We start from the raw sequence: 24151 nt of genomic DNA, 5'->3' as shown, positions 1-24151 counted from the left end.
GCTGGGATACTGCTGCCATGCCTCGCGTGTTGCTGATCGAAGACGACCCCTCCGTACGGGAAGGGGTCGAGCTGGGGCTGCGGCGGCGCGGTCATGAGCTGCGGGCCGTCGAGACCGGTGAGGAGGGGCTGGCCGCGCTGGGGGAGTTCCGGCCCGATCTGGTGCTCCTCGATCTGATGCTCCCCGGAATGAACGGGGTCCAGGTCTGCCGCCTGATACGGGAGACCAGCCAGCTGCCGATCATCATGCTCACGGCGCGCGGTGACGACTTCGACGTGGTCGTCGGGCTGGAGGCCGGCGCCGACGACTACATCGTCAAGCCCGCCCGTACCGAAGTGATAGAGGCCAGGATCCGCGCCGTACTGCGCAGGCTCGCCGAACCCGCGGGGCGCGGCGGCATCGAATTCCACGGCGAACTGGCCGTCGACCGCGCCGGGCTCTCCGTCGCCAAGGCGGGGCAGCGCATCCTGCTCGCGCCTTCCGAACTGAAGCTGCTGCTCCACCTCTCGGCCTCGCCCGAGCAGGTCTTCAGCAGGCAGCAGCTCCTCGAATACGTCTGGGAGCACAGCTACCACGGAGACGCGCGCCTGGTCGACGCCTGTGTGCGGCGGCTGAGGCAGAAGATCGAGGACGTGGCGGGCAGCCCCCGCTACATCCAGACCGTCCGCGGATTCGGTTACCGCTTCGGACCGCTCGCATGAAGCTCTTCGCCGCGCGGTTCGGACTGCGGACCCGTCTCATAGGCGCCTTCCTCCTGGTCGCGGCGATCAGCGTCGTCACCACCGCGACCCTGACCTACCGGGAGGCCCGATCCGCCATCCTCCAGCAGGCGCAGGACACGGCCGTCGCCCAGTTCCGCGACCGGATCGCCGCGCAGGCGGTGACCCTTCCGGTGGATCCGGAGCAGCTGCGGCGGACCTGCCAGACCCTCGCCAGGGAGGGCAAGCCACACACCTGGAGAGTCTTCGCCGAGTACGGGAAGACCCGGGTCTCCTCGACGGACCAGCCCACCTCCGGCGTGATCACGCCCGCACTGCGCAACGCCGCCCGTGGAGACGCGCACGGCTCCTTCCAACGGGTCGTCAAAAACGGCGAGCCCTGGCTGACCATCGGGATGCCCGCAGTCTTCGACCGGGGCGACGGACGCCAGCCCACCGGGCTCGTCCTCTACGCCGTGATGCCGCTCTCCACCGAGGAGGCCAATGTCAACGCCATGGTCACCGCGGCCCGCGACGGCGCCCTGCCCGCCCTCCTGATCGCCCTGGTGCCCGCCCTGCTCGCCGCCCGCAGCGTGCTGCGCCCGGTACGCGATCTGCGACGGGCCGCCGCCGGCATCGGCCGGGGCGAGCTCGACACCCGTATCGAGGTCAAGGGCTCCGACGAACTCGCCGAACTCGCCTGGACGTTCAACGAGTCGTCGACCAAGCTCCAGGAGTCGGTGGAAGAGCTCCAGCGGGCAGAGGCGCGGGCCAGACGGTTCGCCTCGGACGTCTCGCACGAGCTGCGCACCCCGCTCGCCGGGATGCTCGCCGTCACCGAGGTGCTCGACGAGGACGCCGCCCAGCTGAGCGCCGACACCGCGGCGGCCGTCCGGCTGATCAGCGCCGAGACCGGGAAGCTCGCCACCCTCGTCGAGGACCTGATGGAGATCTCCCGTTTCGATGCGAAGGCCGCGGATCTCCACCTCGACGAGGTCGACGTCGCCGAGACGATCCGCAAGACCCTGCAGGGCAGGCACTGGGAGGACCGGGTGCGAACCGAACTGCCGGACGGGATACGGGTGATGCTGGACCCGCGCCGCTTCGACGTCGTCGTCGCCAACCTGGTCGGCAACGCCCTGCGGCACGGTGCGCAGCCCGTAACCGTACGGCTGCGGACCGAGCGGCGGGGCGCGGCCCGCTGGCTGGTGACCGAAGTCGCGGACAGCGGGCCGGGAATCGACCCCGCCGTGCTGCCGCATATCTTCGACCGGTTCTACAAGGCCGACGCGGCCCGAACCCGGTCGGCGGGCAGCGGTCTCGGCCTGGCGATCACCCAGGAGAACGTACGGCTGCACGGCGGCACCGTGCGCGCCGTCAACGGGCCGGAGGGCGGAGTGGTCCTGACCGTGGAACTACCGCTGGAGGGGCAGTGAGACGTGTACGTGCGTTCGGCGCCCTGCTGCCTCTCGTGCTGCTGGCGAACGGGTGCGGGATTCAGGCGACGGATGTCGTCGAGGTCGGCGATCCGGCGACCGTGGATGTGGCGCCGGGGAGCCAGGGCACCCTGCTCTACTTCGTCTCCTCGTCCTCCGCGAACCGGCTGATGCCCGTCGTACGGCCGATCGAAGGGGAAGGCGACTCCTCGGACACAGGGCACGTGTGGCGTGGCTCCGACAAGGCGGTCGCCATGCTCTTCGACGGGCCCACCCTGGCCGAGGCCGAAGCGGGCCTGCGTACCGAACTTCCGGACATTCGCCCGGTGTCGAGTCTGGCTCTGGGGCCGGATGGGGTGTTGGTCCGGGTGAACACCGCCGTCACGGAACTCTCCGAGGTCGCCCGGCAGCAGCTGATCTGCACGGCCGCATGGGCCGGCACCGCGGACCGGAAAGCGGTGGTGAAGGTGACCGGCACCGACGGTGTCATCGGGCCGGCCCAATGCTCCGTCTGACGACCGTCCGGACCCGTGGCATGTTCCGTGGGGGTACGGGGATCAGCCCGTCGCCCGGTGCGAGGTGCGCGGCGCCGGTACGGGGGGCTGCGCGGCTCGTGTCACATCGGCGACGAGTTCCACCACATCGGGGCCGTACGCCTGCGAGTTGACCACCTTCAGCAGCAGGCAGAAGGTGTTGTTGGCGTGCTTGCGGGCCAGCTTCTCGTAATTGCGGGCCAGATAGCGATCCGCGTCACTGGCGTCGCCTGGGGCGTGTCTCTTTGGTGGGTTGATCAGTTGACCTTGTCGTAGAGACGACATGTCGCAATCACGGCACCCGCAACAGGTGACACACGGGCCTCGGAAGCCGGAGTCTTGATCCGAACCGCGCGCTCCACGCCGCACCTTTTCGAAGAGGCCCTCGACGCACCCACGGCTCCGCCCCGCCGCGCTCATAGCGGCAGGTGCCCTCATCGCCGCCCTGGCCCCTTCCTCCCACGCGGCCGCCGCCACCGCCCGCCCGGCGGCCCCCGCCTCCCGGACCTCCACCGTCACCCTCGTGACCGGAGACCGGGTGCACCTGGAGCGCTTCCCCGACGGCCGCCGGGCCGTCTCCGTCGAGCCGGGCGGGGAAGGCGCGGGGGGCAGCTACGAGCAGGTGGAGATCGACGGCGACCTCTACGTACTCCCCGGCGAGGCACTGCCGTATCTGGCCACCGGCGCACTCGACCGCCAGCTGTTCAACATCACCGGCCTGGTGGAGCAGGGCTACGACGACGCCCGCACCAAGAGCATCCGGACGCCGGAGCGGTAGCGGGCGCCTCGGCCTCGACGAGCTGACCGAGACCACCGGCACGCTCTTCGTCGCCTCGGCCGGCAACAGCGGCCCCGGTGAGTACACCGTGGGCACCCCCGGCGCCGCGGACGAGGCACTGACCGTGGGAGCGGTGGACGGCGAGGAGCGCCTCGCCGAGTTCTCCAGCCGCGGCCCGCGCACCGACGAGGCGCAGAAGCCCGACAGCACCGCCCCCGGCGTCGGTATCGTCGCCGCCCGCGCGGCGGGCACCTCGATGGGCGAGCCGGTCGACGACGCGTACACCGCCTCCTCCGGTACGTCGATGGCGGCCCCCCACGTCGCGGGCGCCGCGGCGATTTTGGCCGCGCAGCATCCCGACTGGCAGGCACGGCAGTTGAAGGACGCCCTGATCAGCACCTCCCGCCTCTCCCCGGACTACACCGTCTATGAGCAGGGCGGCGGCCGGGTGGACCTGGCCGGCGGCGTCGCGCAGTTCGGCGGCGAGTTTCAGAGTGAGCGGGGTGGGGCCGGCGTTGGTGTAGGTGAGCTGCGCGCTCTGCGGGCCGGAGTCGGGGGCGAGTTCGCCGAAGCCGACGGTGCCGGTGGCGTGTACGGGCTGCTTTACCGCCCGTGCCATCGTCGGGGTGACGTAGAGGCGGCGGGCGTCGGCGCTTAAGTCCATGTGGCCGTTGGAGATGCTGCGCCCGCCGACGGCGCGGTGGGTGTAGAAGCTGACGACGGCTTCCTGGACGGCCGGTCCGGGTGTCTCGATCCGGACCTGGACGGCCTTGCGGGCGTCGAGGACCACGTGCCTGTCGCGGTCGACCGTCAGCTCGGGGTCGACGACGACACTCTCCACGCTGCCGTTCTCGACGCGGTCGGAGATCACGCCGTGCAGGAAGTAGGACCCCTCGGGCACCGTCACGGTGAGGGTCTCCCCCGGCCAAGGAAGTCACCGACGGCGTCTTCGAGTTCAACTCCCGCCGGCAGCTGACCGCCCCGCAGCTGACCGCCCGCGCGCTGCGGGCAGGCCGCGCGATCGACCTCGAAGGCGGCCTGCTGGACAACTCGCCCACGGTGGACGGCCGCCGCGGCATGCGCCTGCTCGACGCGGGCACCGGCCGCCCCGAGGACTACGCGGCACTGCGCGCACGCGGCGTGGACCCGGTCATGCCGCCGCCCCCCGGCCCGGTACTCCTCGGTGAGCTGCTCCACCCCCCGCCGCGCCGCCTCCAGCGCCTCATGCCCACGCAGCAGCAGTGGCCGCAGCGCCGCATCGGGCGCCACCGGCACATAGTGCACCGCGCCCCCCGCCGGCGAAACGGCCACCCGCCCCACCAGCCCCTTGTCGTGGAGCGAGGCCAACAGCCTGTGTGCCTGCGCCACTTCGAACCCCAGCTGCTCCGCGATCGCGGTGGCATTTGCCTCACGCACCCCGACGAGGAAGCGGTACACCCGCTCCTCGCCCGCCCCGATCCCCGCGGCCTCCAGCATGTGTCCGCCTCTCACGACGCCCCCACCTCCCCCAACCGATGTACCACCCACCGGACGCAGCGTGATCTAACCACACCCGCACACCGGGGCGATGTCCGCGCTATCACGCACGACGACCATCCGACTTCGATACGCGCAAAGTGGCGGCGAGCGGACATGTCACTTTTTCGTCAGGCGCGGCCGTAGCGTCGGTTCCCCTTCCTGCCGAGGCTTGACCCGCCGGTCGCGGAACCCTCCCTGCCGGCGGAAGGAGAGCGTTCAGCATGCGTTTCAGGCGAAGAGCCGCACTGCTCAGCTTCACCTTGGCGACCACCATGGCCGGCGGCGGCCTGGTGTACGGTGCCACCCCCGCACCGAAGACCGGGGAGGACGCGGTAACCACCCCGTCCCAAGCAGAAGTCCGCACCGCGAAGGTCACCCTCGTCACCGGAGACCAGGTGACGGTGGCCACGAGGGCGGGCAAGACCCTCGCCGTCAACATCACCCCGTACCACCGCAGTGCGGCCGAGCTGCGGACGTACACCGTCGGCACCGATGTCTACGTGATCCCGCGCGACGTCGAAGCGCTGGTGCACAACGGCCAGGTGGACGGCCGGCTGTTCAACGTCACCCAGCTCATCGCCCAGGGGTACGACGATGCCCACCACGCGTCGACCCCGTTGATCGTGCGCTACGCGTCCGGCGCCAAGGACACCGCACCCGGCGGAGCCCGTCTCACACGGAAACTCCCCGGCGTACGCGGAGCCGCCGTCAGCGCCGACAAGCGCAAGGGCGCCGCGTTCTGGGAGGCCGTCGACGACGACAGCGCCCGCGCAGGTACCCCCAAGGCCCGCCTGTCGGGCGGCGTCCAGCGCCTCTGGCTGGACGGGCAGGTCAAGGCGCTTCTCGACAGGAGCGTCCCGCAGATCGGCGCCCCGGAGGCGTGGAAGGACGGTTTCGACGGCACCGGCGTGAAGGTCGCGGTGCTGGACACCGGTGTCGACGCCACCCACCCCGACCTCGCCGACCGCATCGTGGAAAGCCGCAGCTTCGTCCCCGGCGAGACGGCGCGCGACGGCCACGGCCACGGCACCCACGTCGCCTCCACCATCCTGGGAAGCGGAGCCGCCTCCGGCGGGAAGTACCGGGGCGTGGCACCGGGCGCCGGACTGATCGTGGGCAAGGTGCTCGACGACGGCGGCAGCGGCTCGGAATCCTCGATCATCGAAGGGATGGACTGGGCCGCGCACTCGGGGGCGAAGGTCATCTCCATGAGCCTGGGCGGCGGGGAAGGCGCCGACGGCAGCGACCCCATGTCGATGGCGGTCAACGAACTGACGGCGCAGACCGGCGTGCTGTTCACCATCGCGGCGGGCAACAGCGGCCCCGCGGCGACGTCCGTCGGCTCACCCGGAGCCGCCGACGCGGCCCTGACGGTCGGCGCCGTGGACTCCACCGACGCGGTCACCAACTTCTCCAGCCGGGGCCCACGAGGCGGTAACGGCGGGCTCAAGCCGGAGATCACCGCGCCGGGCTCGCGGATCGCCGCCGCCCGGGCCGCCGGCACGACGATGGGCACACCGGTGGACGGCTCGTACACCACCGCGAGTGGCACCTCCATGGCCACGCCGCACGTGGCCGGCGCCGCCGCGATCCTCGCGCAGCGCCACCCCGACTGGACGGCGGCCCGTTTGAAGAGCCAGCTGATCAGTACGGCCAAGACCACCGCCGCCACCTCCGTCTACGCCCAGGGCGCCGGCCGCGTGGACGTGGCACGCGCACTCCGGCAGCCCGTATCGGCCAGCGGCACAGCCGACTTCGGACTGCGGGACTGGGACGCCACCGCCCCGGTCGGGAAGAAGATCGAGTACGTCAACGACGGCGACCAGCCGGTCACCCTCGCCCTGAAGGTCGAGAACGCGGGCGAGGAACTGCCGGCCGGAGTGCTCAGCCTGGGAGCCGACTCGGTGACCGTGCCGGCGCACGGCACCGCCGAGGTCGACCTCACCCTCAACACCGTCGGCGTGACGACCGGATCCCACGGCGCGCACGTCACCGCGGTCTCCGCCGACGGGCGGACGGCGGCAGTGACGGCGGTCGGCTTCGGCCGGGACGTACAGCGCTTCGACGTCACGCTGAAGGTGCTCGACCGCGACGGCAAGCCGACGAGCGGCATCGCCGCGGTCACCGCCTGGCAGCTGGGCCGCTTCGGACTGCCCGAGACGTACCCGGTCGCAGCGGACGGGACCGTCGTGGTGCGGGTACCGCGCGGCGAGCACGCCTTCATCTCGGAGATCTTCCACTACACCTCCGACTGGAGCCGGCTGGAGGAGTACACCTACGCCGCCCAGCCGGGCACGGTGATCGACTCCGATCGGACCTTCACCCTGGACGGCGCCAAGGCCGGCCCGGTCACCATGACCACCTCCCGGCCGACGGAGACCAACCGCGCCCGCATCGGTCTGAACTTCCAGGCCGTGGACGGTGACCTCGTCTACGACCGCGAGACGTGGCTGGACGGCGAGACGGCCGTGTACTCCATCCCGTCGCAGACCGCGAACGAGCGCTTCGAATCGCGCGCCGGCTGGTCGCTCGGCGCACCCGCACTCGACGCCCGCCTCGTCGGGCACGGTAACCGGACCCTGGACGCGGCCTACCTCGAGGGCTGGACGGGCTCCGCACGTATCGACGGCACCCGCGTCCTGCGCGTGGCGAAGGCCGGCGAGGACGTCCGGGGCAAGCTCGCCCTGGTGAAGCGGAGCGCCGAGCGAACGGTGGGAGAGCAGGTCGACGACGCCGCGAGCGCCGGTGCGCTCGCCATCCTCATCTACAACGACATCCCCGAGAACTGGCTCGCAGGCAACTGGGGCCCGACGGCCACCAAGATCCCGGCGATGACCCTCTCCGGCACCCAGGGCGAGGAGCTGGCGGCCCTGGACAACGCCGTGATCAGGATCTCCGGTACGGCGGTGAGCCCGTACTCCTACGAGCTGCTGAAGTACCGCAAGGGCGGCATCCCCGCCGACCAGCGCTACCGGGTACGCGACGAGGAACTGGCCACCGTGGACTCCTCGTTCCACGCCTCGACGCCGGCCACCGAAGGCGGATACGCCCGGCTGACGCGCTCGCCGATGCAGCCGACGGCGTACTTCGGCTTCGACCGGGTGGTCCTGCCGCGCTCCCGGACCGAGTACGTCTCCGCGGACGTGCCCACCTGGGAAGCGGTGAAGGCAGGTCCCGTGTGGACGTCGGACGGCTCCTGGAAGGTGACGAACACCTCGACGCTCAAGGCCGGACAGCGCGTGCACCGCGACTGGAACAAGGCCGTGGTCCGCACCGCGCTGCCGGACGCACAGTCCAACTCGGCCGTCCGGCAGGGCGATGTCGGTGTGGTGGCGTCGGGCGGTCTGCTCGACAGCGCGCCGGACCAATCCTTCTCCGCCGAAGCCGGCAGCGACAAGGCGCTGTCCACCGTCTACCGGGACGGCCAGCTCCTCGGCAGCATCCGTTCGGCGCCCGTCGCCTTCCCGATGACGGCACAGCGCGCCGAATACCGCGTGGTCACCGAGGTGCAGCGGGACGCCCCCGGTTGGACGACCTCCACCAAGGTGCGCACCGACTGGCGCTTCCACTCCGAGCGGAAGGAAGGACTGACCCTGCTCCCCGTCCTGTCGGTCGACTACCGACTCGACGTCGACCAGGCCAACAGCGCCCGGCCGCACTCCACCACCCGCATCGGACTGGGCGTGCGCTACCCCAAGGGCCTGAACGGTCTGAAGCTCGCCGGGGCGAAGCTGTGGGCCTCGTACGACGACGGCACCAACTGGCGGCAGGTCCGCCTCGACGGCGGCCTCAACGGCACGATCGGCAACCCCGCGAACGCGGGCTTCGTGTCGCTGCGCGTGCAGGCCACCGATGCCGATGGCAACACCATCGAGCAGACGGTGACCCGCGCCTACCAGATCCGCCGCTGACCGATGCCGGGGCGCCTGCACCGCAGGCGCCCCGGCATGCCTCACCACCCCAGTCGTCGACGACGGCCGTCAGCAGCCAGAGCGCCCTGCGACGCCGCTGCGCGCAGAGCTCGGCGACGCCGGGCGGCGCGGTCGATGTGCTGGTGGGCCTCGCCCAGGCGGTTCCTGGTGACGGTGAGTGTCGCCTCGTCCAGGCGCTCCAGGACGTGCCGGTACCGGCACGCCCAGCACGATGTCGCGTACGTCGTCAGTCATGAGCGGGCTTGCCGGCGAGTGATCGGCCCCGGGTTCACGGCGGTCCTGACGAGGTGGGCGGGGCGGCGTTACCCTGCGGCGGACAATCCTTCACTGGAGGTGCGCATGCGACGTTCAGTCGCACGGAATGTGTCGTTGCCGGTTGTTTTCGCCGCTGTCGCCACGGTTGTGGCAGCCGCCCCGTCCTCGTCTGCACCACCGACCGCACCACCGCCCAAGTCGCCTGTCGCGGTGGGTTACGGAGGGGCGGTCGCCAGCGTCGACGCGGATGCCTCGGCCGCCGGCATCGAGGTGCTCCGCAAGGGCGGCAATGCGGTGGATGCCGCGGTGGCGACCGCGGCGGCGCTCGGTGTCACCGAGCCCTACTCGTCAGGTCTCGGCGGTGGCGGCTACTTCGTCTACTACGACGCCAAGAAGCACACCGTGGAGACGATCGACGGCCGGGAGACCGCACCGCGCAGCGCGGACTCCTCGCTGTTCCTGGAGAACGGCAAGCCGCTCGCCTTCGCCGACGCGGTCACCAGTGGACTGAGCGTAGGCACCCCCGGCACCCCGGCCACCTGGGACACCGCGCTCGGCACCTGGGGCAGCAAGTCGCTGCGGCAGGTGCTGAAGCCGGCCGAGCGGCTCGCCAGGAACGGCTTCGTCGTCGACAGCACGTTCCGCTCGCAGACCGAGGGGAATCAGGCCAGGTTCGCCGACTTCCCGGCGACCAGGAAGCTCTTTCTGCCGGGCGGTCAACTTCCGGTGGTCGGCTCCGTCTTCAAGAACCCCGATCTCGCGCGTACGTACGAACAGGTGGGCCGCAAGGGCATCGACGAGCTGTACAAGGGCGAGCTGGGCGACGACGTCGTACGGACCGTACGCAACCCGCCCGTGGACCCGAAGGCCACCCGGGTCGTGCGTCCCGGCGACCTCACGGCCAACGACCTGCGGTCCTACCGGGCGCTGCGGCAGGCACCGACGAAGGTCGGCTACCGCGGTCTCGATGTGTACGGCATGGCACCCTCCTCGTCCGGCGGTACAAGCGTCGGCGAGGCACTCAACATCCTGGAATCAACGGACCTTTCGAAGGCGAGCGAGGCGCAGTATCTGCACCGCTACATCGAGGCGAGCCGGATCGCGTTCGCGGACCGCGGGCGATGGGTCGGCGACCCCGCGTTCGAGGACGTACCGACGCAGGGGCTCCTCAGCCAGCGGTTCGCGGACTCGCGGGAATGCCTGATCAAGGATGATGCGGTGCTCACCAGCCCGCTCGCGCCGGGAGACCCCGGCCACCCGGCCGACTGCAAGGCCGGTGGCACGGCCGCCCCGACGACGTACGAGGGGGAGAACACCACACATCTGACGACGGCCGACAAGTGGGGCAATGTCGTCGCGTACACGCTGACGATCGAGCAGACCGGCGGCAGCGGCATCACCGTTCCGGGGCGCGGCTATCTGCTCAACAACGAGCTGACGGACTTCTCGTTCGCGCCCGCCGATCCGGCGGTCCACGACCCGAATCTGCCGGGTCCGGGCAAGCGTCCGCGCTCGTCCATCTCGCCGACGATCGTGCTGAAGCACGGTGAGCCGGTGCTGGCCCTTGGCTCGCCGGGTGGCGCCACGATCATCACGACCGTGCTGCAGGTGCTCATCGGCAAGGTCGACCGCGGGCTGCCGCTGGTCGACGCCATCGCGGCGCCGCGCGCCAGCCAGCGCAACTCGGCGACGACGGAGCTCGAACCAGGGCTGTGGAACAGCCCCGTGCGGGCGGAACTGGAGTCGCTGGGGCATGTCTTCAAGCTGAACCCGGAGATCGGGGCGGCGACAGGTGTGCAGCGGCTGCCGGACGGACGGTGGCTGGCGGCCGCGGAGAAGGTCCGCCGGGGCGGGGGCTCGGCCGTGGTCGTCAAGCCGAGCGGGCGGCCATGACGGTACGTCAATAACCATAGGCAGAAGGCTGGTTCCTCGTGAAGCTTCACGAGGAACCAGCCTTCTGCGTTCTTCACAGTGCCGCCGTCACCGCCGGTGCGGCCCTCGCCAAGCAGTTCATCCAGAACAACTGGACGCGAACGAGGGTTGGTTGATCACAGCGCGGTCAGAATGCGCGGACCGTCGTCGGTGATCGCCACCGTGTGCTCGGCGTGCGCCGCCCGGCTGCCGTCGGACGTACGCAACGTCCAGCCGTCCCGGTCCGGATGGAACGAGTCCTTGCCGCTGCCGATCAGCATCGGCTCGATCGCCAGCACCATTCCGTGCCGCAACGGCATGCCGCGACCCGGTCGTCCCTCGTTGGGGACGGCCGGGTCCTCGTGCATCGACCGGCCCACGCCATGGCCGCCGAACCCCTCCGGAATGCCGTAACCGGCGCTGCGGCACACCGTACCGATCGCATGCGCGATGTCGCCGATCCGATTGCCGACGACCGCCGCCGCGATCCCCGCCTCCAGCGCTGCGAAGGCCGTGTCGATCAGCCGGGTGTCCGTCGGCCGGGCGCGCCCGACGGTGAAACTGATCGCCGAATCGCCCGCCCAGCCATCGAGCGTCGCGCCTGCGTCGATGCTCACCAGATCGCCGTCGCGCAGCCGCTGGTCGGTCGGGATGCCGTGCACGATCGCGTCGTTGACCGACGCGCAGATCACGGCGGGAAACGGGGTGGGGGCGAAATGTGGCCGGTAGTCCAGGAACGGCGACCCGGCGCCCGCCTCGCGGAGGACCCCGCGGGCCACCTCGTCGAGTTCGCGCAACGAGACGCCGACCGCCGCCGCTTCCCGCACGGCCGTCAGCAGCTGCGCCACGACCCGGCCGGTCTCGCGCATCGCTTCGATGGATGTGTCTGTCTTGAGCTGCACCATGCCAATTACTATACCGGTCGCAGCGGTATTAGAATGACGGCATGGTACGAACGCCCCTGACCCCGGAAGAGCGCCGCCGCGGCGAACGCCTGGGAGCACTGCTCCGCGAGGCGCGTGGCGGGCGCAGCATGGTCGAGATCGCGGCGAGCGCCGGAATCTCCGCCGAGACGCTGCGCAAGATCGAGACCGGCCGCGCCCCGACCCCCGCCTTCTTCACCGTCGCGGCGCTGGCCGGGGCGCTCGGACTCTCGATGGACGAACTGCTCACCCGCTGCGCCCCGGAGCCGGATGTGGTGCCGCTGGCCGGGTAGGGGCGCGAGGTCCCGCGCGGGGCCGGCCTGTCCGGCCCTGCTGCGCTTCTGGACCCCGGCGGGTGGTACGGAGTCTTCTGCCGCCGCGATCCCGCAGGGATACGCGCCTGTCTCGACGGCGTCGAGATTCCGCCCCGGGACGTGATGGAGTCGCTCTTCCAGGACCTGGCGGCGGTGCGCGGCACAGCGTGAGTCGGTACGGGCCGCCGAGCTGTACTCCGCCTCGGTGGCCGCCCATGACCGGCGGCCCGGCGGACGGCAGATGCTCGTCGAACGGCTGGAGCTGATGCTGCGGGAGCAGACGTACGCGGGCCAGCGCCTGCGGGCGGCCGGAGCGGGCGGAACGACGACCCCGGACGACGCTGCCGCCGAAGACCTGGACGAGGTGGCACCCGCCGAGAGTGCAAACCGGCGCGGGGCACCAACGGCCCGGGAGCCGGGAGCCGGGGCTGCGCGGGCGTCGGGTCCGGGCCCGTCGTACGGAGTCGCTGATCCACAGGTTCCGTGCGTCACCGAACTCGGCATGCTCCGCCGGGGTCACCGGAGATGCCGTTGTCACGCCGAGCGCGTCATCTCCGGCCAGGCCCGACGGCTGACGGAATCGCGCAGGCAAGCGCGGCGAGCGGCCCCTCTTCGACAAATTTTGCCATCATGGCATCTGCTCTCCGAGCCGGAAGGTGAAGGAACATGTGGACCGCACGGGTGTGAAACGTGATCGACTCCGCTGGTTCGCGGCGATGGTCTTGCCCCGCTGTGTGACGGGGCTTACGTTCTCCTCTACGCACGTGTCTACGGGCGTAGAAACGCGTAGAGGCTCTCTGACGCCGCGTCGAAGGAGCAGCTCATGTCCCAAGTCGTACGCGCCGCACTTGTCCAGGCGACCTGGACCGGCGACACCGAATCCATGATCGCCAAACATGAGGAGCATGCGCGCGAGGCCGCCCGCCGGGGCGCGAAGATCATCGGCTTCCAGGAGGTGTTCAACGCCCCCTACTTCTGTCAGGTGCAGGAACCCGAGCACTACCGCTGGGCCGAGGCCGTCCCGGACGGGCCGACCGTCCGGCGGATGCAGGAACTCGCCCGCGAGACCGGCATGGTGATCGTCGTGCCGGTCTTCGAGATCGAGCAGTCCGGCTTCTACTTCAACACCGCTGCCGTCATCGACGCCGACGGTTCTTATCTCGGCAAGTACCGCAAACATCACATCCCGCAGGTCAAGGGGTTCTGGGAGAAGTACTACTTCAAGCCCGGAAACGTCGGCTGGCCCGTCTTCGACACTGCCGTCGGCAAGGTCGGTGTCTATATCTGCTACGACCGGCACTTCCCGGAGGGCTGGCGCCAACTCGGTCTCAACGGAGCTCAGTTGGTGTACAATCCGTCCGCCACCTCGCGCGGCCTCTCCAGTTATCTCTGGCAGCTGGAACAGCCCGCGTCCGCCGTCGCCAACGAGTACTTCGTCGCCGCGATCAACCGCGTCGGCCAGGAGGAGTACGGCGACAACGACTTCTACGGAACCAGCTACTTCGTCGACCCGCGCGGCCAGTTCGTCGGCGAGGTCGCCAGTGACAAGGAGGAGGAACTCCTCGTCCGCGACCTCGACTTCGGGCTCATCGACGAGGTTCGCCAGCAGTGGGCGTTCTACCGGGACCGCCGACCCGACGCGTACGAAGGACTGGTGGAGCCGTGAGCAGCCTGCACCAACGCCATCTCGCCGTCAGCCCCGACTGGCTGGCGCTCTACTACAAGAACCCCGTGGAGATCACCCACGGGGAGGGCCGCCATGTCTGGGGCGCCGACGGCAGACGCTACCTCGACTTCTTCGGCGGCATCCTCACGACCATGACCGCGCACGCCCTGCCCGAGGTGACCAAGGCGGTCAGCGAGCAGGCCGGGCGGATCATCCACTCCTCCACGCTCTACCTCAACCGCCCGATGGTCGAGCTGGCCGAACGCATCGCCACGCTCTCCGGCATCCCGGACGCCCGGGTGTTCTTCACCACCTCCGGTACCGAGGCCAACGACACTGCCCTGCTGCTCGCCACCACGTACCGCAGGTCGAACCAGATCCTCGCGATGCGCAACAGCTACCACGGCAGATCCTTCTCCGCGGTCTCCATCACCGGTAACAGCGCCTGGTCGCCCACGAATCTGTCGCCGCTGCAGACGCTGTACGTGCACGGCGGCGTCCGCACCCGGGGGCCGTACGCGCAACTCGGCGACGCGGAGTTCATCGCGGCCTGCGTCGCCGACCTGGAGGACCTGCTCGGCCACACCCGCGAGCCCGCCGCCCTGATCGCCGAACCCATCCAGGGCGTCGGCGGGTTCACCTCACCGCCGGACGGCCTGTACGCGGCCTTCCGCCGGGTCCTCGACCGCCACGGCATCCTGTGGATCTCCGACGAGGTGCAGACCGGCTGGGGCCGCTCCGGCGAACACTTCTGGGGCTGGCAGGCGCACGGCGAGAACGGGCCGCCGGACATCCTCACCTTTGCCAAAGGCATCGGCAACGGCATGTCGATCGGCGGTGTCGTGGCCCGCGCCGACGTCATGAACTGCCTCGACGCCAACTCCATTTCGACCTTCGGCGGCTCCCCGGTCACCATGGCGGCCGGCCTCGCCAACCTCTCGTACCTCCTCGAACACGATCTGCAGGGCAACGCACGGCGAGTCGGCGGACTGCTGATCGAGCGGCTGCGTGCGATCGGCGTGGCCTCGGAGTGTGTACGGGAGGTACGCGGCCGGGGACTGATGATCGGCATCGAGCTGGTGAAGCCCGGCACCGACGAGGCGAACCCGGAGGCAGCCGCCGCCGTACTCGAAGCGGCACGGGAGGGCGGCCTGCTCATCGGCAAGGGCGGCGGCCACAACACCAGCGTGCTGCGGATCGCACCGCCGCTCTCGCTGACCATCCCGGAGGCGGAGGAGGGAGCGGAGATCCTGGCCGAGGCTCTTCGATCGGTGGAATGAGAAGCGACGGATGAGCGACGGGGGTGTGGGTGGCGGCCGGTAGGCGGCTGTGTAGCTTGGCCGCCCTCACACCCCCGTGCAGCGATCGCACCCCCGTGTCCGCCCAGGAGCACCACCATGCCCGAGAACACCCTCCCTCTCCCGTCCACCGCCAGGCCCGGCGCATCGGCGGCCGACGCCGACGCTGTCTGGGCCGTCCTCACCGGAATGTACGAGGGGTGCGACGCCGGCGACCGGGCAAGGATCGACCAGGCATTCGACCCCCGGGCGACCGTGGAGGTGGGCCAGTTGGGATACGGGCGGCTCGACTCGCTGGCCCGCCGGGTCGAGGAGGTCGACCTGCTGCTCTGCGTCGGCGGCCATGACGAGCGTCGTCGCTGAACTCGTCGAACGACTCCCCGACGACGCCGTCTACACCTTCGGCGCCGGCAACCACTGCATCTGGGCCCAGCGTTATCTGCCGACCCGGGTCTTCCCCAGCCAGCTCAGCATGCGCAACGGCTCCATGGGCTACAGCGTCCCGGCCGCCCTCGCCGCCTCGCTGGAGAGCCCAGACCGGCTGACCGTCGCCATCGCGGGCGACGGCGAGTTCCTGATGAATGGTCAAGAGATCGCCACGGCAGCACAGTATGGTGCGGCCTTTCTCGTGATCCTGATGGACAACCGGCAGTACGGAACGATCCGCGAGCACCAGGAACGCCACTGTCCGGGCCGGATCAGCGGCACCCAGCTCGCCAACCCCGACTTCGCCGCCTACGCGCGTGCCTTCGGCGCCCACGGCGAAACCGTAACCACCGACGACAGGCGGCCGGGGCCGTCGAGCGTGCGCTCAAGGCCGTGACGGACGAGCGCAGGCCCGCCGTCATCCAGGTCGTCGTCGACCAGAACATCCCCCTGCCGTAAGGGAGTACACACCATGACCACCACTCAGTACGCCATCGTCGACCCGGCCATCGGAGCAACGGTCCGGCACTATCCACAGGCCACCGACGTATCGATCGCCCAGGCCCTGGCCGCCTCCGCCGCCGCGCAGACCGACTGGCGCGGGCGCCGCGTCGAGGACCGGGCCGCGCTGCTGCACCGCGTCGCCGATCTGCACGCCGAACGCAGGGACGACATGCCGCCCTGATCACTCAGGAGATGGGCAAGCCCGTCACACAGGCCTGGATCGAGATCGACATCGTCGTGTCGATCTACCGCTACTACGCCGACAACGGCGCCGCCTTCCTTGCCGACGAGGAACTGGCCGTCGTCGCGGGTGGCAACGCCGTCGTCCGCAAGGAGGCGGTCGGGCCGCTCCTGGGGATCATGCCGTGGAACTATCCCTACTACCAGGTCGCCCGCCGCCGCCGAGGGTCTCGCCGCCCAGGTCGACGACGCGGTGGCACACGGCGCGACGGTCCTCGCCGGAGGTCACCGCATCGACCGCCCCGGCGCCTGGCACGAGCCGACGGTCCTCACAGGGGTGACCGACCGGATGCGCGCCTTCCACGAGGAACTGTTCGGCCCCGTCGCCCTCATCCACCGAGTGGCCGACGAGGAAGAGCGATCGCGCTCGCCAACAACAGCCCGTACGGCCTCGGCGCGGTCGTCCAGTGCGACGACGAGGAGCACGCGCTGCGAGTCGCCGACCGCCTGGAAGCCGGGATGGTGTACATCAACGACGCCCCCGGCACCGCCGCCGAGCTCCCCTTCGGAGGGATCAAGCGGTCCGGGATCGGCCGTGAACTCGGCAGGTACGGCATGGACGAGTTCGCCAACAAGAAGCTGATTCGCGTCAAGCGCCAGCCAGGGCCCGTCGAACCTCACCCGTCGCCCGGACGTCAACCGCCGCCTTTGTCCGTTACCTGCCAAAGACTTCACGGTCCCCCGTCCTCCTCCTGTATCTGGCGCGACAGGGCGTCAGCCCGACCGCCCAGGGCAGGCTCTCCGCCCGGCTCCTCGACCGCTGGGGGCAGCGTGGTGGCGCATGACATCGGCGGCGCCCCCGCCCGGCTGCTGGGCCACCTGGCCGCGGAGTTACGCGCCGCTGCCCTTTCCTGAAGGCAGACCGTTTGTCGCCGGCGGCGCACGTATGCAACGCGGCGCGACGCCGTTCCCCACCCGGGACGGCGCCGCGCCGCGTCGCGGTGTGGGCCGGTGGAGTGCCAGGCGGGTGAAACAGAAACGTCTTCAGCGGTTGGCCGCAGCGGTATTGCCACAGTGGGTAACCCACTTCTACGTTCTTCACCACGCACCTTGTCTACGTGCGTAGACCCATTCCGCCACAGTGAGGAGGGGTACATGAGCCGCACCGTCATCCAGGGTGGTCTCGTCATCACCGCGTCCGACGAAATCCATGCCGACGTACTCATCGAGGGCGGCCGCATCGCCGCCCTCGCGGCGCACGACGCCGACGCGGCCGAGAGCTGGAGCGCCGACCGGAGGATCGACGCCACCGGCAAATACGTCATCCCCGGCGGTGTCGACGCGCATACGCACAGGGAGATGCCGTTCGGCGGCACGTACGCCGCCGACACCTTCGACACCGGCACCCGCGCGGCCGCCTGGGGCGGCACGACCACGATCGTCGATTTCGCCATCCAGTCCGTGGGCCGCGCGGTCCGCGAAGGGCTCGACGCCCGGCACGCAAAGGCCGACGGCACCTGTGCCACCGACTACGCCTTCCACATGATCCTCTCCGATGTGAATGATTCCTCGCTCAAGGAGATGGACCTGCTGGTGTCAAAGGGCGTCACCTCCTTCAAGGGTTTCATTGGCTCGCGTGACCAGAGATCTTCACGGCGACTCGGAGACCTAGTGGGTGCGGACGCCTCGTGCACCCGTGTCGCGGGGTGAACGACGCAAGGCATAGCGGCGTGGGTTGCTGGCGTCGCACTGGCTTCTGCCGCCGACCGGTACACCGCCTTCATTACGGCGTTCCGGTCGGCGGCCCTCCGAGTCCCGTATTGCGAGGGGAAGGGATTTCTCAGGTATGACTAGAACTCTCATTACCGGCGGCCTTGTGATTACTGCTGCCGAAGAGTTGCATGTGGATGTTCTGATCGAGAACGGCCGCGTCGTGGCGATGGCGACCACGGGTAGCCAGGACTGGACTGCCGATCGCGTGATTGATGCCTCCCAGAAGTATGTGATCCCGGGTGGGGTCGACGCGCACACGCACATGGAGCTGCCGTTCGGTGGCACCTTCGCGTCGGACACGTTCGAGACCGGGACGAGAGCCGCAGCCTGGGGTGGGACGACGACGGTCATTGATTTCGCGGTGCAGTCACAAGGGCATTCGCTCCGGGCTGGCTTGGACGCCTGGTATGCCAAGGCCGATGGAAAATGCGCGATCGATTACGCATTCCACATGATCGTGTCGGACGTCAACGAACACACGCTCAAGGAAATGGACGGACTCGTCGAAGAAGGCGTGAGTTCGTTCAAATTGTTTATGGCGTATCCGGGGGTCTTCTACTCGGATGACGGGCAGATCCTGCGTGCCATGCAGCGGGCCTCCGGCAACGGCGGGCTGATCATGATGCACGCCGAGAACGGCATCGCGATCGACGTCCTCATCGAACAGGCCCTGGCGCGCGGGGAGACCGACCCCCGCCACCACGGCGAGGTCCGCAAGGTCCTCCTGGAGGCCGAGGCCACCCACCGTGCCATCCAGCTCGCCCGGGTGGCCGGCTCCCCGCTCTACGTGGTCCACGTCTCGGCCGAGGAAGCCGTGGCCGAGCTGGCCGCCGCCCGGGACAAGGGGCTGCCCGTCTTCGGGGAGACCTGCCCGCAGTACCTGTTCCTGTCCACCGACAACCTGGAGGAGCCCGACTTCCAGGGAGCGAAGTACGTCTGCTCCACCCCGCTGCGCCCCCGTGAACACCAGGCGGCGCTCTGGCGGGGGCTGCGGACCAACGACCTCCAGGTGGTCTCCACCGACCACTGTCCGTTCTGCTTCCGCGGCCAGAAGGAGCTGGGACGCGGGGACTTCTCGAAGATCCCGAACGGGCTGCCGGGGGTGGAGAACCGTATGGACCTCCTCCACCAGGCCGTCGTCGACGGGCACATCAGCCGCCGCCGCTGGATCGAGATCGCCTGCGCGACCCCGGCCCGGATGTTCGGCCTCTACCCGAAGAAGGGCACCATCGCGCCGGGTTCCGACGCCGACATCGTCCTCTACGATCCGCACGCCGAGCAGGTCATCTCCGCCGAGACGCACCACATGAACGTGGACTACTCGGCGTACGAGGGCAGGCGGATCACCGGACGCGTCGACACCGTCCTCTCACGCGGCGAACTCGTCATCGACCGCCGCGAGTACACCGGCCGCGCCGGCCATGGGGCCTTCGTCCACCGCTCCACCTGCCAGTACCTGTAAGGAGAGTCCCTCCATGGAATTCGGCCTCGTCCTGCAAACCGACCCGCCCGCCTCCCAGGTCGTCAGCCTCATGAAGCGCGCCGAACGCAACGGCTTCCGCTACGGCTGGACCTTCGACTCGGCCGTGCTGTGGCAGGAACCATTCGTCATCTACAGCCAGATCCTCGCCAACACCCAGAAGCTGACCGTGGGCCCCATGGTCACCAACCCGGGCACCCGCACCTGGGAGGTCACCGCCTCCACCTTCGCCACCCTCAACGACATGTACGGCAACCGCACCGTCTGCGGGATCGGCCGCGGCGACTCCGCGATGCGGGTCGCGGGCCGCGCACCCAACACCCTGGCCCGGCTCGGCGAGGCCATCGACGTCATCCGCGACCTCGCCGAGGGCCGCGAGGCGCTCGTCGACGGCAACCCGGTCCGCATCCCCTGGATCGAGAACAGCAGACTGCCCGTCTGGATGGCCGCCTACGGGCCGAAGGCCCTCGCCCTCGCCGGGCAGAAGGCCGACGGCTTCATCCTCCAGCTCGCCGACCCCTTCCTCACCGAGTGGATGGTAAAGGCCGTCCGGCAGGCCGCCGCCGAGGCCGGCCGCGACCCCGACGCCCTCACCATCTGCGTCGCCGCCCCCGCCTACGTCACCGCCGACGACTCGGCCGGGGCCCTCGCCCACGCCCGCGACCAGTGCCGCTGGTTCGGCGGCATGGTCGGCAACCACGTCGCCGACCTCGTCGCCAAGTACGGCGAGCACTCCGCCATGGTCCCGGAGGAGCTCACCGCGTACATCAAGGACCGGCACGGCTACGACTACAGCCACCACGGCCGCGCCGACAACCCGTCCACCGACTTCGTCCCCGACGAGATCGTCGACCGCTTCTGCCTCCTCGGCCCCGCCGAGGCCCACATCGAGAAACTGAGGCACCTGAGGCACCTCGGCGTCGACCAGTTCGCCGTCTACGACATGCACGACACCCGCGAGGCCACCATCGACGCGTACGGCTCCACGATCATCCCGTCGTTGAGCTGACTTTCGTCGGCGATGGTGTCGACCACGCCGCGCAGCTGCGGGCCCTCGCTCGCCATCTCAGCACCCTTCGTGCTGCCGAGGGAACCAGCGAAGCGGATCGACGCGGTCGCCGCTCTCAGGGCCGCGGCCGTGAGCGTCGTCCTCGCCGGTGCCGGATTCCGGCAGGGCGCGTGAGACGACGAAGTCCCGCCGGATACCCGGCGGGACTTCGTGGCGCAGGACCTCGCCCATGTCGGCGTCGCCGTCATGGCGAAGCAGGGCCGCCCCGGCTACACCTGCTTCCGCACCCCGTACGTCTCCGACGCCGACGCGGCCTACGTCGCGGAAGCCACCAGCCACCAGACCGCCGACCCCGACCTGCGCCTGGACGCGCTCCTCGACTGGACCGGCCGGGCCGTCCCCGGCGACGACGCCGATCCGGACGACACCGTCGCCCCTCCATCCAAGTCCTGAGCGCCCTTGAAATCCCGTGTCCGAGAGAAGACCGCGTACATGGCGGAGGAACGATTCACCCGCCACACCGTGACCGTGGTCATGGCCACCATCGCGGCCCTGGCCTTCGTCTTCTCCTTCGGCAACGTCTTGGCCCTCGCACTGAGGCTCGGCGTACCCCGCCCCATCGCTCCCATGGTGGACCTGCCCGTCGTCGGACTCCTGGTCGCGCTTCGGGCGCGTCCTGCGGCAGGCGGCGGCCGAGCCCGACAGCAGGGCCGGCCGGCTGGAGCTGCTGGCGCCCCCGGAGCGGCGGCTGGTGCTCGATGAGGCGGTACTCCCGCCGAGCGACATCCCGCACCTGTACGTCGACGCCGTCGACGAGGAGGCCGGCGCGGAGCGGCGCGGACACGAAGTGGCGCTGCTGGCCCTCCTCGACTGCGCACCCAGTACGTTCTTCGCGGCCGGCAAGGACGCTCCGGCGGCCGAGGTGCGCGGGATGTTCGAGGCGTACGTCGCGATGGCCGACCACGAGGCGCTGGTGGACCGGATGACGGAGATCCAGATCGAGCACCTGGCGCTGATGCGCCGGTTCACCTCGCCGGTCTTCCAGGGCCGGGCGCTCTTCTTCAGCGCGACGGTGGACTCGCCCGAGGCGATCGCCGCGCACTGGAAGCCGTACATCCTGGGCGGTATCCAGGAGTACGAGATCGAGTGCAGCCACCACGCGATGCATCTGCCGGAGCCGGCCGCCGCCATCGCGCGGATCACCGGACGGGAGCTGGGAGAGCGCTGACACCGGCGCTCGCAGACACCCCGGCTCCAGGGACCCGTCACTCGGTCGACGGGCCCCGGGAGCCGGGGTGTTCCGCGGGCCGGGGCAGCTCGCAGACCACCGAGACGACGCACCCGTGCTCGGGTGCGGTGTCGACGTAGCGCACCATGTACTCCACCGAACCGTCGCGGGGCCGGGAGCATCGGCCTCGGGCCACAGCCCCCTGGTGTGCCGCGAGCCGGGCCGGCTTGCGGGCCCGCAGCAGTGCGTCGGGATCGAGCCCGTCGGGCACGGCAAGCCCGAGCCCGACGGGAGAGCGACAGACCGCGTACACGACGAAATCCCCGTGCCGGACCGTGGCGAAGTGCAGCCGACGGCCGACCGGGGAAGCAGCGGTGAAGTCGTGGAGCCGCCCGCAGTACGGGCAAGGGCCGTCGTCGAGGGCGACGGCCACCGGTTCGGCGCCCAGAGCCGCCCCCAGGAGCGAGCGCAGCCCGCCGCGCACCGCCTGGTGCCGGGCCTCCTGCGGATCCGCCGACCACGCGTCGCATTCCTCGGCGGTGATTCCGGTGCGCAGGACGCGCACGCCGGACGGCGCCGATGCGGACGCGGACAGCACGAGAGAGCGCAGTGTGACGGGGGTAGAACCTCCGTCACACTGCGCCGGGTCGAGATCGAGGGGCGGCGCCGGCAGCGGCGGACGCTGCGCGCCCCAGCCGCCGTCGGGATGCGTCGCCGGCAGGCGGGGGGACACCGGTTCCTGCGGTCTCATCGGGCCCGCCACCCTCTCCGTCGACTGGACGGCATGGCCGGGCCGACAGAATCTAGGGCCGGGCTTCGCCGATCTGCTCCATCATCGCGTAGAACGTCTGCATGTCCGCGTCGAAGCGCGGCGACGCCATGAAGGAGCCGGTGTCGTTGATGCTGTTCAGGCCGGCGATGTAGCCCGCGCCGGTGTTGTAGTCGTAGTCCAGCAGCCACGGTCCGCCGCTGGAGCCCGGCTTCATGTTCGAGCACTCCACCTGCCACATGTTGACGGGCGGCACGGTGGGCTCCACGAGATCCTGGCAGAACTCCTGGTGGTTGCCGTCGTAGGGCGGACCGGAGTATCCGAGGAGGGTGACCTCCTCGCCGGTGCGCATGTCGGGCACGATCTGGAAGCCGCCGGCCGCTTCGAGGACGGTCTCGCCCTTGGCGTTGTCGTTGACCACGAGCATGCCGTAGTCGTGTTCGTAGTCGGGCTTGGTGCCGGTGCTCCACATGGGCGAGGTGCCGATGTTCCACGCCGTGAACCCGCCGTAGGGCGCGGTCCCGTCGTGGAACGCCGGGTAGAAGACCTGGTTCTTGGTCCAGTTGCCGCCCGGGCCGTCGTGCAGGCAGTGGGCCGCCGTCAGGACCAGCACCTCGGACTCGCTGTTGACGACGGTGCCGGAGCACGCGTCGGGAGTTCCGTTGGCGTGCTCGAAGACGAGCTTGCCGACGGCGGTGGAGTACGGGCCGTCCACCGGTGCCGCGTCGGCCCGGGGGAGTGACCCGGATGCGGTGACCTGCTCGTTCGACAGGGCCTGCTCGTTCGACAGGGCCTGCTCGATACGTTCGGGGGTCCAGTGGGCGAGCAGGGCACGCTGCCGGGCCGGCTCGGACGCGTTCGACGCGCCGGGCACATCGGTGACGGCGGGGCGGTCGGCAGCGGCGGGCGAGTCGGCGGAGGCCGTGCCCGCGGACGAGCCGACCGCGGCGACGGCGGCCAGACACAGGGAGACCAGGGTCGCTCCCACGCGTCTGGGGCGGTGCGACCGTCCGGGCTGTGATGTGGAGGACGTACGGGCCATGGGTTCAGCTCCGATGGCTAGTTGGGATGTTGAAGGAGGGGGCGGGGTGCGTCAGACGAACTGCGCGGTGAACTCCCGCTCCCGTTCGATCTCGGCCTTGGTCGTGGAGATGCGCTCCGTGGTGCGCCGCAGGATCGGCGGGGCCATGACGGAGGTCACCACCGCGACCAGGACGATGACGGTGTAGGAGGCGGTGTTCAGCACACCGAGACGCAGGCCGACGGAGGCCAGGACGATCTCCACCACGCCACGGGCGTTGAGGCCGGCCCCGATGGCGAGGGACTCCGTGTGGTCGAGGCGGCCGAGGCGCACGCCCAGGTAGCCACCGGCGAACTTGGCGACGACGGCCACGGCCAGGGTGATCACTGCGGCGATCAGCACTCCGGGGCGGGCCAGTGTGGTGAGGTCCACCTGAAGTCCGGCCGCGGCGAGGATGCGGGGCGAGCGTTGCCATGACAAAGGTCCGCATGGAGTCGAG

General features: G+C 70.1%; 21 protein-coding genes and 5 pseudogenes. 20 read left to right on the top strand and 6 right to left on the bottom strand.

Features of this window, described 5'->3' with window-relative positions:
- Positions 1-17 precede the first annotated feature (17 nt).
- Genes OG953_RS08645 through OG953_RS08635 form a run of 3 tightly spaced genes read left to right on the top strand, consistent with a single transcriptional unit; the run spans position 18 to position 2649 of the window.
- Positions 18-701: a response regulator transcription factor gene (locus tag OG953_RS08645; RefSeq protein WP_266356368.1), complete on the top strand. Its 684-nt coding sequence runs from the start codon at positions 18-20 to the stop codon at positions 699-701.
- Positions 698-2134 (top strand): ATP-binding protein, encoded by a 1437-nt coding sequence (locus OG953_RS08640; RefSeq protein ID WP_405683333.1) that lies wholly within the window; start codon positions 698-700, stop codon positions 2132-2134. Before OG953_RS08645 ends, OG953_RS08640 begins: the two co-directional genes overlap by 4 nt.
- Complete coding sequence (locus OG953_RS08635) at positions 2131-2649, top strand: hypothetical protein (protein ID WP_405683332.1); 519 nt, start codon at positions 2131-2133, stop codon at positions 2647-2649. Before OG953_RS08640 ends, OG953_RS08635 begins: the two co-directional genes overlap by 4 nt.
- Before the next feature lie 42 nt (positions 2650-2691).
- On the opposite strand, the pseudogene OG953_RS08630 reads toward OG953_RS08635, so the two are convergent.
- A pseudogene (locus OG953_RS08630) lies at positions 2692-2883 on the bottom strand (hypothetical protein); the annotation flags it as partial.
- Positions 2884-3190: 307 nt separating this feature from the next.
- On the opposite strand from OG953_RS08630, the gene OG953_RS08625 reads away from it, so the two are divergent.
- Positions 3191-3445, top strand: a complete 255-nt coding sequence (locus OG953_RS08625) for a hypothetical protein (RefSeq protein WP_405683331.1) — start codon at positions 3191-3193, stop codon at positions 3443-3445.
- Positions 3446-3458: 13 nt separating this feature from the next.
- A pseudogene (locus OG953_RS08620) lies at positions 3459-3905 on the top strand (S8 family serine peptidase); the annotation flags it as partial.
- Positions 3906-4348: 443 nt separating this feature from the next.
- On the opposite strand, the gene OG953_RS08615 reads toward OG953_RS08620, so the two are convergent.
- Positions 4349-4936, bottom strand: coding sequence for a helix-turn-helix domain-containing protein (locus OG953_RS08615; protein ID WP_405683330.1), 588 nt, complete (start codon positions 4934-4936; stop codon positions 4349-4351).
- A 248-nt stretch (positions 4937-5184) separates the two neighbouring features.
- Here OG953_RS08615 and OG953_RS08610 point away from each other — a divergent pair, with 248 nt between their 5' ends.
- Together OG953_RS08610 and ggt are read left to right on the top strand one after the other, a co-directional pair.
- Positions 5185-8874 (top strand): S8 family serine peptidase, encoded by a 3690-nt coding sequence (locus OG953_RS08610; protein ID WP_405683329.1) that lies wholly within the window; start codon positions 5185-5187, stop codon positions 8872-8874.
- 360 nt (positions 8875-9234) lie between these two features.
- Positions 9235-11043, top strand: coding sequence for a gamma-glutamyltransferase (ggt, locus tag OG953_RS08605; RefSeq protein WP_405683328.1), 1809 nt, complete (start codon positions 9235-9237; stop codon positions 11041-11043).
- A 155-nt stretch (positions 11044-11198) separates the two neighbouring features.
- Here ggt and map read toward each other — a convergent pair whose 3' ends face one another.
- Positions 11199-11966: a type I methionyl aminopeptidase gene (gene map, locus OG953_RS08600; RefSeq protein WP_405683327.1), complete on the bottom strand. Its 768-nt coding sequence runs from the start codon at positions 11964-11966 to the stop codon at positions 11199-11201.
- 41 nt (positions 11967-12007) lie between these two features.
- On the opposite strand from map, the gene OG953_RS08595 reads away from it, so the two are divergent.
- The 13 genes and pseudogenes from OG953_RS08595 to OG953_RS08535 all read left to right on the top strand — a co-directional run bounded on the left by OG953_RS08595 (position 12008) and on the right by OG953_RS08535 (position 21862).
- Positions 12008-12277, top strand: coding sequence for a helix-turn-helix domain-containing protein (locus OG953_RS08595; RefSeq protein WP_114247546.1), 270 nt, complete (start codon positions 12008-12010; stop codon positions 12275-12277).
- An 844-nt stretch (positions 12278-13121) separates the two neighbouring features.
- Complete coding sequence (locus OG953_RS08590; protein ID WP_327271931.1) at positions 13122-13964, top strand: nitrilase-related carbon-nitrogen hydrolase; 843 nt, start codon at positions 13122-13124, stop codon at positions 13962-13964.
- Positions 13961-15244, top strand: coding sequence for an aspartate aminotransferase family protein (locus OG953_RS08585; protein WP_405683326.1), 1284 nt, complete (start codon positions 13961-13963; stop codon positions 15242-15244). The genes OG953_RS08590 and OG953_RS08585 overlap by 4 nt, the downstream gene beginning before the upstream one ends.
- A gap of 117 nt (positions 15245-15361) precedes the next feature.
- Positions 15362-15625, top strand: a complete 264-nt coding sequence (locus OG953_RS08580; RefSeq protein ID WP_405683325.1) for a hypothetical protein — start codon at positions 15362-15364, stop codon at positions 15623-15625.
- Positions 15606-16085 (top strand): thiamine pyrophosphate-dependent enzyme, encoded by a 480-nt coding sequence (locus tag OG953_RS08575; protein ID WP_405683324.1) that lies wholly within the window; start codon positions 15606-15608, stop codon positions 16083-16085. The genes OG953_RS08580 and OG953_RS08575 overlap by 20 nt, the downstream gene beginning before the upstream one ends.
- A 75-nt stretch (positions 16086-16160) precedes the next feature.
- Positions 16161-17032 (top strand): annotated as a pseudogene (locus OG953_RS08570) (aldehyde dehydrogenase family protein); the annotation flags it as partial.
- Between the two features lie 495 nt (positions 17033-17527).
- Positions 17528-18001, top strand: a pseudogene (locus OG953_RS08565) (amidohydrolase family protein); the annotation flags it as partial.
- A 217-nt stretch (positions 18002-18218) separates the two neighbouring features.
- Positions 18219-19607, top strand: coding sequence for a dihydropyrimidinase (hydA, locus tag OG953_RS08560; RefSeq protein WP_405683323.1), 1389 nt, complete (start codon positions 18219-18221; stop codon positions 19605-19607).
- Between the two features lie 13 nt (positions 19608-19620).
- Positions 19621-20634 carry a TIGR03842 family LLM class F420-dependent oxidoreductase gene (locus OG953_RS08555; protein ID WP_405683322.1) on the top strand — a complete coding sequence of 338 codons (1014 nt, stop codon included), beginning with the start codon at positions 19621-19623 and terminating at the stop codon, positions 20632-20634.
- A gap of 12 nt (positions 20635-20646) precedes the next feature.
- A complete protein-coding gene (locus OG953_RS08550; protein WP_405683321.1) occupies positions 20647-20808 on the top strand; it encodes a hypothetical protein in 162 nt (53 codons plus the stop codon).
- Positions 20809-20844: 36 nt separating this feature from the next.
- Positions 20845-21087, top strand: coding sequence for a hypothetical protein (locus OG953_RS08545; protein WP_405683320.1), 243 nt, complete (start codon positions 20845-20847; stop codon positions 21085-21087).
- Positions 21088-21126: 39 nt separating this feature from the next.
- Positions 21127-21303 (top strand): annotated as a pseudogene (locus OG953_RS08540) (SpdA protein); the annotation flags it as partial.
- An 82-nt stretch (positions 21304-21385) separates the two neighbouring features.
- Complete coding sequence (locus OG953_RS08535; protein ID WP_405683319.1) at positions 21386-21862, top strand: hypothetical protein; 477 nt, start codon at positions 21386-21388, stop codon at positions 21860-21862.
- 37 nt (positions 21863-21899) lie between these two features.
- On the opposite strand, the gene OG953_RS08530 is transcribed toward OG953_RS08535, so the two are convergent.
- The 3 genes from OG953_RS08530 to OG953_RS08520 all read right to left on the bottom strand — a co-directional run bounded on the left by OG953_RS08530 (position 21900) and on the right by OG953_RS08520 (position 24132).
- Entirely contained in the window at positions 21900-22613 is a 714-nt protein-coding gene (locus OG953_RS08530) for a hypothetical protein (RefSeq protein ID WP_405683318.1), read from the bottom strand.
- 52 nt (positions 22614-22665) lie between these two features.
- Complete coding sequence (locus tag OG953_RS08525) at positions 22666-23619, bottom strand: trypsin-like serine peptidase (protein ID WP_405683317.1); 954 nt, start codon at positions 23617-23619, stop codon at positions 22666-22668.
- 105 nt (positions 23620-23724) lie between these two features.
- Positions 23725-24132: a cation:proton antiporter gene (locus OG953_RS08520; protein ID WP_405683316.1), complete on the bottom strand. Its 408-nt coding sequence runs from the start codon at positions 24130-24132 to the stop codon at positions 23725-23727.
- Positions 24133-24151: the final 19 nt, after the last annotated feature.

Source organism: Streptomyces sp. NBC_00057 (assembly GCF_045041165.1).
GTDB lineage: Bacteria > Actinomycetota > Actinomycetes > Streptomycetales > Streptomycetaceae > Streptomyces.
The sequence above is the reverse complement of the archived record's forward strand: the minus strand, read 5'-3'. Positions and strand labels throughout refer to the sequence as shown.